Source organism: Granulicatella adiacens ATCC 49175 (assembly GCF_025150565.1).
GTDB lineage: Bacteria > Bacillota > Bacilli > Lactobacillales > Aerococcaceae > Granulicatella > Granulicatella adiacens.
This window is the reverse complement of sequence record NZ_CP102283.1, coordinates 1,827,802-1,840,648: the sequence shown is the minus strand read 5'-3', so window position 1 is coordinate 1,840,648 and position 12,847 is coordinate 1,827,802. Positions and strand designations below refer to the sequence as shown.

Annotated in this window: 17 protein-coding genes, 1 pseudogene and 1 riboswitch; of the genes and pseudogenes, 14 read left to right on the top strand and 4 right to left on the bottom strand. The window is 38.9% G+C overall.

Annotation, left to right across the window (positions count from 1 at the left end):
- Window positions 1-13: 13 nt before the first annotated feature.
- Window positions 14-1,015, bottom strand: a complete 1,002-nt coding sequence (locus NQ540_RS09080; protein ID WP_005606419.1) for a nucleoid-associated protein — start codon at window positions 1,013-1,015, stop codon at window positions 14-16.
- An 86-nt stretch (window positions 1,016-1,101) separates the two neighbouring features.
- On the opposite strand from NQ540_RS09080, the gene NQ540_RS09075 reads away from it, so the two are divergent.
- From NQ540_RS09075 to NQ540_RS09025, 11 genes and pseudogenes are all read left to right on the top strand, one after another.
- Window positions 1,102-1,632 carry a methylated-DNA--[protein]-cysteine S-methyltransferase gene (locus NQ540_RS09075; RefSeq protein WP_005606417.1) on the top strand — a complete coding sequence of 177 codons (531 nt, stop codon included), beginning with the start codon at window positions 1,102-1,104 and terminating at the stop codon, window positions 1,630-1,632.
- Complete coding sequence (locus NQ540_RS09070) at window positions 1,622-2,617, top strand: aromatic acid exporter family protein (protein WP_005606416.1); 996 nt, start codon at window positions 1,622-1,624, stop codon at window positions 2,615-2,617. Before NQ540_RS09075 ends, NQ540_RS09070 begins: the two co-directional genes overlap by 11 nt.
- Window positions 2,618-2,780: 163 nt before the next feature.
- Entirely contained in the window at window positions 2,781-2,918 is a 138-nt protein-coding gene (locus tag NQ540_RS09065) for a helix-turn-helix domain-containing protein (protein WP_005606414.1), read from the top strand.
- Between the two features lie 12 nt (window positions 2,919-2,930).
- A pseudogene (locus tag NQ540_RS09060) lies at window positions 2,931-3,341 on the top strand (sigma-70 family RNA polymerase sigma factor); the annotation flags it as partial.
- Between the two features lie 64 nt (window positions 3,342-3,405).
- Window positions 3,406-3,450, top strand: a riboswitch (PreQ1 riboswitch).
- Window positions 3,451-3,455: 5 nt separating this feature from the next.
- Entirely contained in the window at window positions 3,456-3,965 is a 510-nt protein-coding gene (locus NQ540_RS09055; RefSeq protein WP_005606410.1) for a QueT transporter family protein, read from the top strand.
- 96 nt (window positions 3,966-4,061) lie between these two features.
- Window positions 4,062-4,700, top strand: coding sequence for an MBL fold metallo-hydrolase (locus tag NQ540_RS09050; protein ID WP_005606408.1), 639 nt, complete (start codon window positions 4,062-4,064; stop codon window positions 4,698-4,700).
- Between the two features lie 11 nt (window positions 4,701-4,711).
- Window positions 4,712-5,494, top strand: coding sequence for a TatD family hydrolase (locus tag NQ540_RS09045; RefSeq protein ID WP_039848991.1), 783 nt, complete (start codon window positions 4,712-4,714; stop codon window positions 5,492-5,494).
- A complete protein-coding gene (rnmV, locus tag NQ540_RS09040; RefSeq protein WP_005606405.1) occupies window positions 5,491-6,057 on the top strand; it encodes a ribonuclease M5 in 567 nt (188 codons plus the stop codon). Before NQ540_RS09045 ends, rnmV begins: the two co-directional genes overlap by 4 nt.
- On the top strand, window positions 6,050-6,919 hold the full coding sequence (gene rsmA / locus NQ540_RS09035) for a 16S rRNA (adenine(1518)-N(6)/adenine(1519)-N(6))-dimethyltransferase RsmA (protein WP_005606404.1): 870 nt from the start codon (window positions 6,050-6,052) through the stop codon (window positions 6,917-6,919). Before rnmV ends, rsmA begins: the two co-directional genes overlap by 8 nt.
- Before the next feature lie 227 nt (window positions 6,920-7,146).
- The gene (locus NQ540_RS09030) at window positions 7,147-7,413 is read left to right on the top strand and encodes a metalloregulator ArsR/SmtB family transcription factor (protein ID WP_005606402.1); all 267 of its coding nucleotides are present in this window, start codon (window positions 7,147-7,149) and stop codon (window positions 7,411-7,413) included.
- A gap of 1 nt (window position 7,414) precedes the next feature.
- Complete coding sequence (locus NQ540_RS09025) at window positions 7,415-8,068, top strand: SdpI family protein (RefSeq protein ID WP_005606400.1); 654 nt, start codon at window positions 7,415-7,417, stop codon at window positions 8,066-8,068.
- 50 nt (window positions 8,069-8,118) lie between these two features.
- Here NQ540_RS09025 and NQ540_RS09020 read toward each other — a convergent pair whose 3' ends face one another.
- From NQ540_RS09020 to NQ540_RS09010, 3 genes are read right to left on the bottom strand one after another with little or no spacing between them, the layout of a single operon-like run.
- Window positions 8,119-8,352, bottom strand: coding sequence for a hypothetical protein (locus tag NQ540_RS09020; protein ID WP_005606398.1), 234 nt, complete (start codon window positions 8,350-8,352; stop codon window positions 8,119-8,121).
- A 2-nt stretch (window positions 8,353-8,354) separates the two neighbouring features.
- Window positions 8,355-8,639, bottom strand: coding sequence for a hypothetical protein (locus tag NQ540_RS09015; RefSeq protein WP_005606397.1), 285 nt, complete (start codon window positions 8,637-8,639; stop codon window positions 8,355-8,357).
- On the bottom strand, window positions 8,636-8,923 hold the full coding sequence (locus NQ540_RS09010) for a hypothetical protein (protein ID WP_005606395.1): 288 nt from the start codon (window positions 8,921-8,923) through the stop codon (window positions 8,636-8,638). Before NQ540_RS09010 ends, NQ540_RS09015 begins: the two co-directional genes overlap by 4 nt.
- 650 nt (window positions 8,924-9,573) lie before the next feature.
- Here NQ540_RS09010 and cdaA point away from each other — a divergent pair.
- The 3 genes from cdaA to glmM are packed head-to-tail and all read left to right on the top strand — an operon-like array spanning window position 9,574 to window position 12,813.
- A complete protein-coding gene (gene cdaA, locus NQ540_RS09005; protein WP_005606392.1) occupies window positions 9,574-10,419 on the top strand; it encodes a diadenylate cyclase CdaA in 846 nt (281 codons plus the stop codon).
- A complete protein-coding gene (locus tag NQ540_RS09000) occupies window positions 10,412-11,443 on the top strand; it encodes a CdaR family protein (protein ID WP_005606391.1) in 1,032 nt (343 codons plus the stop codon). The genes cdaA and NQ540_RS09000 overlap by 8 nt, the downstream gene beginning before the upstream one ends.
- Window positions 11,444-11,460: 17 nt before the next feature.
- Window positions 11,461-12,813 (top strand): phosphoglucosamine mutase, encoded by a 1,353-nt coding sequence (gene glmM / locus NQ540_RS08995; RefSeq protein ID WP_005606390.1) that lies wholly within the window; start codon window positions 11,461-11,463, stop codon window positions 12,811-12,813.
- The last annotated feature ends 34 nt before the right edge of the window (window positions 12,814-12,847 follow it).

The following is a 12,847-nucleotide window of genomic DNA, read 5'->3' as shown; positions in this document are numbered from 1 at the left end:
TAGATAGATGGTGTTACGCATTAAATTTATTTAAGATACTTTCGATGTTTTTAATCAGTACTGAAACAGATCCGTCTGGATTGTTAATGAATTCGACCATTTCCTTGTTTTCGTAGATTTCACTTGGAATGGTAATTTCGATGCCGTTGTCGAGTTTGAATTTTTGCTTGCTATATTTGCGTTCGTATTTTGGCACGTTCGTTACGGCGATTTTTTCTGGAACGCGTTCTTCGGTGATGGCCAACTGTGCAGCTTCACGTGCGAGCGGTTTTTCCTCGAATACCTTGTCGAAGATGGCTGCGGCATCGATTTCGTCCTGTTCTTCAAGCTGGTGGAAGATGGCTTGTTGCGTTGTTGCCAGTGCTTTGTACGGTTCCTCGTCGTGTTTTTTCGCGATATGAGTGACCGTTTTTTTGATTTCCTTGATTTGTTCTTTCGTTGTGACAGGGACCGTAATTTCTAAGAATTTTTCAGAGAAATAGGCAGTTTTTTGGCCTTCCATCACTACTTTTTTCTCGATTAAGTGGTAGTTTCCGTTTGATAAATCTACGATGAAAGCTTCCGAAGGTTTTTGCGTCGCGTTTGGCAAAATAGCGTGATTTTGTAAAATCGTATTGCTAACAGCTTCACCTTCATAATCGACAAAGTGAGTGACTTTTGAACTGTAATCGAGGCGAATCATTCCAAAGAGTGTGCCGCCTGTATCGCTTGTTCCTGTAAAGAATAAGTAGTCCGCTGGTCCGATTTCTTCTGCTGGAGCAATAAGCGCAAAGAGCTTATCGGCTAACTGTTGCGTCTTTTCTAAGAAAGAGATGCCTTCGTCTACCAGATATCCAAGAAGTGGTTCGCTAGAAGCTAATTGACCGATATGCGGGTCGACTTTTTTGATTTTATCCACGAGTTTTGTAATGTATTCAATGAGAAATGGATCGCCCAGTTGCAGCGGGGCCTGTGATAAGAGTAAGTTTCCTGAATTTTTATCTAAAATATGTAAAACGGCTTCGTTAATGAGCATGAAAGTGCTCCTTTCCTATTTCATTCGATAGAAAATATTATATAATAGAAAAATAGATTTGTAATGAGAAATGAGGAGAATTTGCCATGACGGTTTTGACGAAGATAGATACACCACTAGGGGTGATGATTGCTGCAAGTGATAAGGTGGCATTAACCGGTTTGTGGTTTGAAGGGCAAAAATATGAGTGTGCCTTTGTGAAAAATCCAGAATGGGATGATTCTTTAGCGCTGTGGGATTCTGTAAAAACATGGATTAATCAGTATTATCATGAGAAAACTCCAGGAACTCCTTTGTTTTCGATTGCTTATGAAGGAGGAACTCCTTTTCAACAAAGTGTTTGGAATACATTGCTAGAAATTCCGTTTGGAGAAGTATGGACTTATAATGAAGTTACTCACCGTGTCAGCGAGAAGATAGGTAGAAAAACCTCTCCTCGTGCTGTCGCAAACGCTATTGGGAAAAATCCAATTGCGCTTCTCGTCCCATGTCATAGAGTCGTTGCGACAACAGGAAAATTAACAGGATTTGCGGGAGGATTGAATAGAAAAACTACCCTTCTACAGTTGGAAGGGCATCAAATACAAGGAGATACAGTGATCCATAATGAAGCTTAAAATAATGAAGGTGATTGTTTCGGCATTTTCTGCCTTAATGATTGCACAAGCATTCAATTTATCGACCCCCTCTGCAGCTGCCATTATTGCGATTTTAAGTGTAATGGATACAAAGAAAATCTCTTTAGCGGCCACGAGTCAACGATTAGCTGCAGCCCTATTGGCACTTTTTGTCGGTGGAATTGTCTTTTGGATTTTTGGTTTCGATGCAATGAGTTTTGGAATTTACTTATTATGTTATATTCCGATGGCTTATATATTAAAAGTAGAAATTGGAGTCGCACCAAGTACGGTGTTAGTCATTCATCTTTGGACGCAGCAACAATTAACGTTCTCCCTGTTTGTGAATGAAATGCTTCTTGTGACGATTGGAGCGGGTGTTGCCATTTTATTCAACTGGTATATGCCATCGTACCGCGAACATATTATTGACATTCGTGAAGAAATTGAATCAAAAATGAGAGAAGTTCTATTGAAAATGTCTGGATTTTTATCCGTTGGAAATGGAAAAAATGATGGCGAAGTTCTTCAAATTGTGAAAGAAAAATTGAAAGCGGCTAGAGAATATGTTCGCTTAGAATCAGAGAACCATCTAACAAGTGAAATCACCTACGATGAACAGTATTTTGAAATGCGACGTGATCAAACAAAGTTATTAGAAATTATGGCGGTCAATTTAAATGAATTTCGCTGGGATGGGGAAGAAATGGCCATCTTGTCTGAAATGTTTAAACAGACGGCAGAGCAATTAGCAGAACAGAATACAGCGAGTCAACTCATTGATGAGATTGAAGCCATGTTAGAACATTTTCGAGAAAGACCTTTGCCGCAAACAAGACGCGAATTTGAAAAAAGAGCGCAATTATATCAATTATTAAGAGACTTGAAACGATTCGTACAGCTGAAAGTCGATTTCTATCAAACGTATGGTGTGCATTATTTCAAGAGAAAAGAGAAGAGTAGAAATTCTACCAAAAGCAATTAAGAAGGTTAGGAAATAATCCTATCTTTTATTTTCAAGAAGAAAAATGAATTTAATTCTTAAGAAGTCTTGGTTTTATCCGATAAAACTAGGGCTTTTTATGTTTGTTAATCAATATACTGAAGTGGAGAAGGAATGAGGGAGGAATTTATAGGGAGGTTATTTTATGGAAAAGAAAGAGTTGTCGGAAGTAGTTCACTTAGCTAAAGAAAATAATGAGGAGGCCATCACCGAGTTATTAAAGAGGTTTGAGCCTTTAATTGCCAGTATGAATCATCATTATTTCTTTCATGAGATGGATTAAGAAGATTTTGCTCAAGAAGCTAGAGTCATGATGTTACGAGCATTAGATAAATATAATGAAGACCATGCTGTTTCATTTGCAGGTTATTATCAACGGTGCCTAAAAAATTTAGCAGTGGAGTGTTTGAGAAGGGAGCATCGACAAAGAGTAGTTCCTCATAATCTTCTAATCCACGGGGATAAAGGGGAGCTAGCGTTGATGTCAGCTTCCGTAGAATCTTGCGAGAAACAAGTATTTTTACATGAGGATGCGGAGGAATACTTCCATCACTTATCTCGCTTTGAAAGAGAAGTGTTTCTAGGGGTGTTAGACGGACAGACGTTTGAAGAGATGGCGGATTACTTCGATAAGTCGGTTACCTCTGTAAAAGGGGCTCACAAACGGTGTAAGAAGAAATTCAAAGAACAAATTTGTAGAGGATAAAGAAATTCAACTTAAGACTACCAATCTTACGCTGTTTATAGTACAATAGCACATGGCGTTTTTTGCCGATGAGGTTCGAAACCATCCCTCAATAAAAAACTAGGAGGCAGTAACATGCAAAATAAAAAATCAAAATTGATTGTGATTAACGCAATCATCGCAGCGCTTTATGTGGTCGTTACATCATTAACAGCATTTATGGCATTCGGAGATGTTCAATTTCGTATTGCGGAAATGTTGAACCACTTATTCGCTTTTGACAAAAAATACGGAATCGGTGTGGTTGCCGGGGTATTACTTGTCAACTCAGTATTTATGTCAGCGTCTGGTCTAGGTTTGTATGACTTAGTATTCGGATTAGGACATACAATTGCTTCATTCGCTATCAGCGCACTTTTCTTCAAATCAGTGAAAGACGTTAAAACACGTATGTTTGTTTTAGCAGGTGTCTTCAGTGTGATGATTTTCTTAGTAGCGATTGAATTGAACTTAGCATTAGGTTTACCATTCTGGTTAAGCTACGCGCAAACATTCTTTGGTGAAATCGTCGTATTATTAGCGGGTATTCCGTTGATGACGGCATTAAACAAAGCCATCGATTTGAAAAAATTAATCAATGATTAATCAACAGACGTCTGGGCTCTATGCTTGGGCGTTTTTTGATTGCAAGAACCCACTATTTTATGTAGAGTTAAGAGGAGACCTAAAGGAGGAATATAAATGGAGTTATTAAGCATTCCAGTAGGGCGTTTAGAAGAAAATGTCTACTTTTTAATTGATGAGAATAAAGAAACCGTGATTTTTGACCCAGGCGCACAAGCCGAGGATATTAAACAATTAATTAAAGAAGAAGGGTTGAAGCCAGTAGCGATTGTATTAACACATGCACACGGAGACCATATCGGTGCAGTAGATGCACTTCGTGAAGAATACAATATTCCAATGTATATGAATGAGTTGGAAAAAGTATTTTTACACGATCCTGAATTGAACCGTTCATATTACTCCGGAGAAAATATTACCACTAAGCCAGCGGATGGTTATTTCCCTAAAAAAATGGGCAAATGGAAAGTTGGAAGTTTTGAACCGGAATTAGCGCATATTCCAGGGCACTCACCTGGTGGAACCATCTTTATTTTCAGAGAAAATGGATTTGTTATCGGTGGGGACGTGATGTTTAAAGGAAGCGTTGGACGTAGTGATTTCCCATATGGAAGCCACAAAGAGTTAATGGAAGGGATCCACAAATACTTATTGCCATTACCTGCTGAAACAGTGATTTTCCCAGGGCATGGGGAGCCAACAACGCTAAAAGATGAAATTGCGACAAACCCATTCTTAAATGGGGCAACAAGATAAGAGGCGAAATGATGATTTTTGATACGCATACGCATTTAAATGTATCTGCGTTTACAGGAGAAGAAAAAGAGGTTATCGCGCGTGCAAAGGAACTCGCCGTAACGCGTTTTGCGGTGGTGGGATTTGATACGGATACAATTACGCGAAGTCTTGAATTGAGTGAAGAATTCAAAGAAGTAGTTTCAATTATCGGATGGCATCCAACTGAAGCCTATCAATACAATAAAGAAATAGAAAGTTGGTTACAAGAACGTTTGACGCATCCGCAAGTGGTCGCAATGGGGGAAATGGGGTTGGATTACTATTGGAAAGATTCAACGCCCGAGGAACAAGACAAGGTGTTCCGTCGCCAAATCGCGATTGCCAAAGAAATGAAATTGCCGATTGTGATTCATAACCGCGATGCGACAGAAGATTGCTACAAGATTCTAAAAGAAGAAGGCATTCAAGACATCGGAGGCATTATGCATAGTTATAATGGCGACGTGGAATTTATGAAGCGTTTCTTGGACTTAGGCATGCATATTTCCTTTAGCGGTGTGACGACCTTCAAAAATGCACCGCAAGTTCGTGAGTGTGCAAAATTAGTCCCATTCGACCGTATGTTAGTGGAAACCGACGCACCGTATTTAGCCCCTGTGCCATACCGTGGAAAGAGAAACGAACCCGGCTATACGCGCTACGTGGTTGAAACGATTGCCAAAGAACGCGCCCTTGCTTGGGAAGAAGTGGCCCATCAAACAACACAAAATGCCATCAAGCTATTCCGCATGGAAGAAAGAGGCTTGCTATGAATCCAGTCATTGTTGTAGAAGGGCGAGATGATACAAGACGCTTGAGAGAAATCTATCCGGATATCGAAACGATTGAAACGAATGGCTCAGCGATTGACGAAGAAACGATTGCACTCATTCAAAAGGCACTTCAAACGCGTGAAGTGATTGTGTTTACGGACCCAGATTATCCTGGGACTCGCATTCGAAACATTATTCAAGAGCACGTACCTGGTGTAAAGCATGCTTTTATCGAACGTGCAGAAGCCGTCAGAAAGGACAATCATAAGAGTCTAGGGGTGGAACACGCGAGTACCGAAGCGATTCAGCGAGCACTCGAATCGGTGCATGAGATTTCAACAGTAACGGGAGAACCAGTGATTTCGCAGGCAACCCTGATGGCGCTTGGGTTTGTCGGACGACCAGATTCAGCAACAAGACGTCAAGCGGTGGCGGATTTTCTAAAAATTGGCCATACGAATGGAAAACAGTTCGCGAAAAGATTACAATTATTTGGTATTACAGAAGAACAATTAAGGACGGCACTTGAGGCTGTCTTAGAAAATGAGGACAAACATGAATGAAATAAAGGATATCGCGACGCCGAAAAGAACGCGCGAGATTATGGAACGTCATGGGCTAACAGTGAAGAAGAGTCTAGGGCAAAATTTCCTAATTGAACCGAATATTTTAACGCGTATGCTAGAAGTGGCGGGAGTCGACAAAACGACAAACGTCATTGAAATCGGACCAGGGATTGGTGCGTTGACCGAACGTCTAGCAAGAGAAGCCAAACAAGTGCTGGCGTTTGAAATCGATGGCCGTTTGTTGCCAGTGCTCGATGAAACATTGGCTCCATACGATAACGTAACGGTGGTTCATAGCGACATCTTGGACGTCGACTTGGAGCAAGTCATCGGAGAGCATTTCGACATTAATGAGCCGTTATTAGTCGTGGCCAACTTGCCGTACTATATTACAACGCCAATCATTATGAATTTATTGGAATCGAAATTACCAATCGATGGTTTTGCGATGATGATGCAAAAAGAAGTGGCGCAACGAATGACGGCTGAGCCAAATTCGAAGGCGTATGGATCGCTCACGATTGCGATTCAATATTTCTGCGAAGCAAGCATCGGATTTATCGTGCCGAAGACGGTCTTCAATCCAGCTCCAAATGTGGATTCTGCGATTCTAGTGTTAAAACGTCGGGAAAAACCACTCGTGGAAGTAAAAGACGAAGCGAAATTCTTCGCGCTCGTGAAAAACAGTTTCGTGCAACGCCGTAAAACGCTATGGAATAATTTAGCTAAAGCCTACGTTGGAAATAGCCATACAAAAGAAAGCTTAGCTGCTGCATTAGAAGTAGCAGGTATCGACCCAACTAGACGTGCAGAAACACTGACAATTGAAGAGTTCGCACGCTTAAGTGACGCACTTTAGTGGCAGATACACTCTCAGGAGAAGAACAAGTTTAAAAAGATGATACCGAAGGAACTTACGGATTGGTTTATTACCGCGATGATAAACCAATCCATAAGAAATCATAGGTATCATCTTTCTTTTACACGAAAATCTATTAAAAAATATTTTAAATAGGTGTTGCATTTTACATCCCTCAGGAGTATAATCTACTTAAAGATAAATTTAAATAGAAAGAAGTTGAGGAGATGGCTGTTAATGAAGTAATGTCTGCTCTTTCGGACGAAACGCGCCGTCAAATTTTAGAAATTCTGCGTAAAGGGAAGACCAATACAGGTGATTTAGCGGAGTTAATTGGGATGACGCCGCAAGCTTTGTCTTATCATCTTAGAAAATTAAAACAAGCAGATTTAATCTACGAAACACGTTATAAAAACTTTATTTATTATGAATTGAATTTGACCGTACTGGATGAAGCGATTGTATGGATCAATCAAATTATTGGGGGAAAATAACATGGAACAAGTAAAACAAATAAAAAAATATACTTATATTGCATTGATGTTCGCACCACTCGTTGTGGCTCTAGTGGTGGTGTGGTTCTTACCGGAGACCATTGTATCTAATTTCGACTTTTCTGGAAATGTTACCGGCACCGCCAATCGATTTACGATTTTAATATATCCGGTGATTGTGGCCATTGTTGGATTTATCATTCGTATTGCTAGCACTTCTCCTAAATTAACAGGGGGGAATGTGAAAACCGCTCGTTCTATTAGTTGGTTAGTTCTGCTATTGCTGAATGTTGTTGCTTATTTTCAATTTTGGTTGTTTTTAAATGGAGTGACGATTGGGACACAAATAGGACGTTTTTTGACATTCATCCTTGGGATTTTCTTTATCCTGATTGGAAATCTCTTTCCTAAGATTAAAGACAATACAAAATACTTTGGATTCCGTGCGTCATGGCTAAAAAATAATGATGTAGCTTTCCGAAAAACACAACGATTCTTTGGTTTTGCTTCTATTATTGCTGGAATATTAATGATTTTAACAGCAATCTTTATGGTAAATAATATTGCAATTTTGGTAGCTACGATGATTCTAGTAGTGGTGGTAGCAGTGACTGGTGGGTATTCTTACTACATTGCAAATGTTGAGGAAGCATAAAAGAAAATAAGCGTTCATCTTGAAAGGGATGAACGCTTATTTATTTTATTCTAGTCTAGGCCTTCTGGAAGTATGACTGTAATATCTTTTTCATGCATTTCAAAGTCGGTAGCCCATCGGCAGTTAAATTTTATAGTGTCAGTTTGCTCGTTATAAGTGAGCAAGCCAATCGTATTTAACGAACTCTTGTGACAAAGCAATAGTTTTTTATGACTAACATCCATTACTGTGTCGATATTAGGTGAAATATGAATAGAATAAGTTCCTAATTTTATTGTCTCCATTTTTACTCCTCCATTAAATCAATATAATCACGATTCAGATTCAGAAAAGAGTATTCTTCTTGTTTTAACGGAATTATTTGAATGATATCTTCCGCAATTCTTACTTTCATCAAACCGAGATTCGTGAAGTGTAATTGTTTGGTTTCTGGGCAGATGTATATACGTGCGGTGCTGTGATAAGTAGGTGGGCTTAATAACATTAGTTCTTCGTTTTCTTGATGAATCACTTCAAAAGAAAGAGGAATTTGAAGTGTATAATCTCCAATGAAAAATTTTTGGAATGTCATTCTATCCCTCCTGAATGATTAATGAGTCCTTCAAAATTAGGATGAAGGATGTATTGAAATTCATCAGGAAAGGCTATCTCAACGAAAATTTGATTTTCGTTAATAGTGTAAGATGCGTTACCACCATTTATAATATCACAGCTGTCTGCGTCAGAGTTATTTAGGATAAATAAGTAAGTTTGAAGGGTACAAGAAGATATAATCTTTAACCCTTCTGGTAACTGAAACCCAAGTAAACCTGTGCCTAGATGCACTGTATAATTTCCTAGAGTAAAAACTGACATAGTTGACCTCCTGTTACGGCCTTAGGTAATTTCCATACATATCATTCTAGAGAGTATCTGCGATTAATGAGTAAGAAGATAGTAAATGGTAGTTCCTACAAAATAGGTGAGCAATCCTAAAACTCCAGCAATAATATATCCCTTACGATCGTCTTTCATTATAAATTCCTCCTGTCACATTTCTCATCACGGAAAAAATTTTTTATTGTAGCTGGTCATTCAATTAGTTTGTTGAATCCCTGTTCTCAAAAATAATATTTTTTGTTAACTATAAGCGTTCGAGAAGTCAAAAAATTTATAGTTATACTTCGGCTTTGGAAAGAAAGGGGCTAAACAAACTAAAAAACATGATTAAGAAAAATAGTAAAAACATAATTTTTGATATATTCAACTCCTAAATAGTATTTTTGAGAAGATTGCTACACTTAAGTCCTCCTTCTGTAACAATTGTTATTTTATAGTGATCATCTCATTGCCAGTTTAACAAATGTAAATGTTTTTGTAAACGTTTTAATTTTTGGTTTTGTATGAATATTTACGAGCGTATTAATTTGTTTTAATTGTTTTAATAATAATCGTGCACTTTTTAGTTTAGGGGCTATCTGTGCTATAATAGAAAGGTACATATTGGTGGAAGAGAGGTTAACTTTATGCAAATAAATTGGAATAGTTTATTTTCATGGGGGAGTTTTCGCAATCTGATTGATATTTTGATTGTTTGGTACATTCTCTATAATATTTTAGTGATTATTAAAGGAACAAGGGCAATTCATTTAATGAAAGGAATTGCGGCAATTGCTGCAATGAAGTTTATTAGTTTTTTCCTTGGGCTAACTACTTTAGACTGGATTATGAACTTCGTGATTCAGTGGGGGGTTGTGGCTGCATTGATTGTGTTCCAACCAGAGATTCGCCGCGGATTAGAACATATTGGACGTTCGAATTTCTTCTCACGTAAATATGAAAGTGCCAATGAAGCAGAAATCATGATTAATGAGTTGAATACAGCCATTCAATATATGGCAAAACGAAGAATTGGAGCTTTAATTTCGATTGAACAAGGGAATTCTCTAGAAGAATTTATTAATACCGGGATTCCGATTCACTCTGAGATTTCTAATCAATTGATTACGAATATTTTTATTCCAAATACACCATTACATGATGGGGCAATGATTATTCGTGATTATCATATTGCTGCAGCGGCTTGCTATTTACCGCTATCTGAGAATATGATGATTCCAAAAGAATTAGGAACACGTCACCGTGCTGCGATTGGTCTAAGTGAAGTGAGTGATGCGATTACGATTATCATCTCTGAAGAAACGGGGAAAGTGAGTGTAGCGATTCGAGAAAAATTACATCGAGAACTTTCTTCTGAAGAATTAGTTCAAGTTTTGTCACAACATTTAGTGGTAGAAGGACACGACGAGAAGGATCCAGCAGTCGTTCGTTGGATACGTGCGCTCTTTAAAGGGGGTCGTTCGAATGGCTAATTGGATGAATAAAAAATCATTTCTCATGTTGATGTCTTTAGTACTAAGTATCTTTCTATTTATTTTAGCTAAAGACGCTAATTCCGGATTACGTTCCAGCACTTTAAATCCACAATCAAGTTCAAACACGATTACAAATGTGCCAATTTATGTGGATATCAACAGTGAAGAATACTCGGTAACAGGATTACCAGACTCTGTTGCTTTACGTCTTGAAGGGCCAAGCAGTTTGATTTTAAGCACATCTAGCAATGGTTCGTACAAAGTGACTACGCCAAATTTAACAGAGTTAGGGGAAGGAAAGCATACAATTTCTCTTTCAGTATCAGGACTTCCAACTGGAGTAACAGGTATTGTTTCACCAGAAAGTGTTGAAATTACCATCGAGAAGAAGAATGCTAAAGAGTTTCCTGTTAATGTAACGGTCGATTCTTCAAGTATTGGCAATGGCTATCAAGTTGGAGATGGCTTGACCTCTCCAGGAACAGTTACAGTCAAAGCTGCGGATTCGATTTTAAATCAAGTGGAAAAAGTAGTCGCAAAAGTTACGATTCCTGAAGGAACAAAATCAGACTATACGACTACAGCACAACTACAAGCTTTGGATGCCACAGGAAAACCTGTTGCGGTGAAAATTGAGCCAGAACGTGTACAAGTTCGAGTGCCAATTTCTTCTAGCTCCAAAACAGTCCCTCTTGTCTTTACGACAACTGGTGGCACTTCACGTTATTCATATTCATTGAATTCTACTACTAAGCAAGTTACAATCTTAGGAGCTCAATCGATTTTAAATCAAATTACAGCTATTCCAGTAGTGGTAGATGTGAGCAACGTGACTCAAACCACGAAAAAAACAGTAACATTAACACTACCATCTGGTGTCAATAGTATTACCCCAGAAGCAGTTGAGGTCACTATTACGGTGGTAGATCATGGTATTTTGGATTCACGAGAAACAACTAAAGAGTCCGAAACAACACAAGAGCAAACAACGACACAAGAACAGACAACACAAGCCAGATAAGGCTAAAGGAGAAATTTATGGGCAAATATTTTGGAACAGATGGTGTTCGTGGCGTAGCTAACGCAGAATTAACACCAGAATTAGCATTTAAACTAGGCCGTTATGGCGGTTATGTATTATTACAACAAGCAGAAGGAAATGCACATCCACGAGTATTAGTGGGGCGTGACACTCGTATTTCTGGTCAATTATTAGAGCATGCTTTAATCGCTGGATTACTCTCTGTAGGGATTGAAGTAATGCAACTTGGAGTGATTCCTACTCCAGGGGTAGCTTATTTAACACGAGTACAAGGCGCTGTAGCTGGGGTTATGATTTCAGCATCCCACAATCCTGCTCAAGATAATGGAATTAAATTCTTCGGGGGAGATGGATTTAAACTAACAGATGAAACAGAAGCGCAAATCGAAGCATTATTAGATGCCGAAGAAGACACATTACCACGTCCTTCTACAGACGCATTAGGAACAGTAGATGAATACTTAGAAGGAACATTGAAATACAGCCAATTCCTACAAAATACGGTAGATTCTCTATCAGGAATGAAAGTCGCTTTAGACGGCGCAAACGGAGCCACAGCTTCCATGTTAACGCGTTTATTCGCTGACTTAGACACAGACTTCCACACAATGGGTGACAAACCAAACGGCGTGAACATTAACGATGGCGTAGGGTCAACACATCCAGAAGCCTTAGTGGAGTTCGTAAAAGAAACAGGAGCAGATATCGGTTTGAGTTTTGACGGAGACGGAGACCGCTGTATCGCAGTTGATGAAAATGGAACAATCGTTGATGGTGATAAAATCATGTTCATCCTTGGTAAACACTTCAAGAACCAAGGGACTTTAAGCAAAGATACGATCGTATCAACCGTTATGAGTAACCTAGGATTCCATAAAGCGGTAGAAGCTGAAGGAATGGTTGCTCTTCAAACAGCAGTTGGTGACCGTTACGTGGTTGAAGAAATGCGCAAAAACAACTACAACTTTGGTGGGGAACAATCAGGACATATCATTATCCTTGATTTAAACACTACAGGTGACGGATTACTTTCAGGAATTCAATTAATGAATGTTATGAAACAAACTGGCAAATCATTAAGCGAATTAGCCAGTGAAGTACCAACATACCCACAAGAATTAGTAAACATTCGTGTGAGCGATAAAAATGGAGTAATGGAAGTTCCAGCGATTAAAGAAGTCATCGATGCTGTAGAGGCTGAGATGGATGGAAACGGACGTGTGCTTGTTCGTCCAAGTGGTACTGAGCCGCTTGTTCGTGTCATGGTTGAAGCACCAACAGATGAACTCGTTCACGACTACGTAACACGTATTGCTGACGTTGTTCGTAAAGAAGTTGGGATTGACTAATTTTAAATAAATACGATTTGAAGGAGAGCTTTGA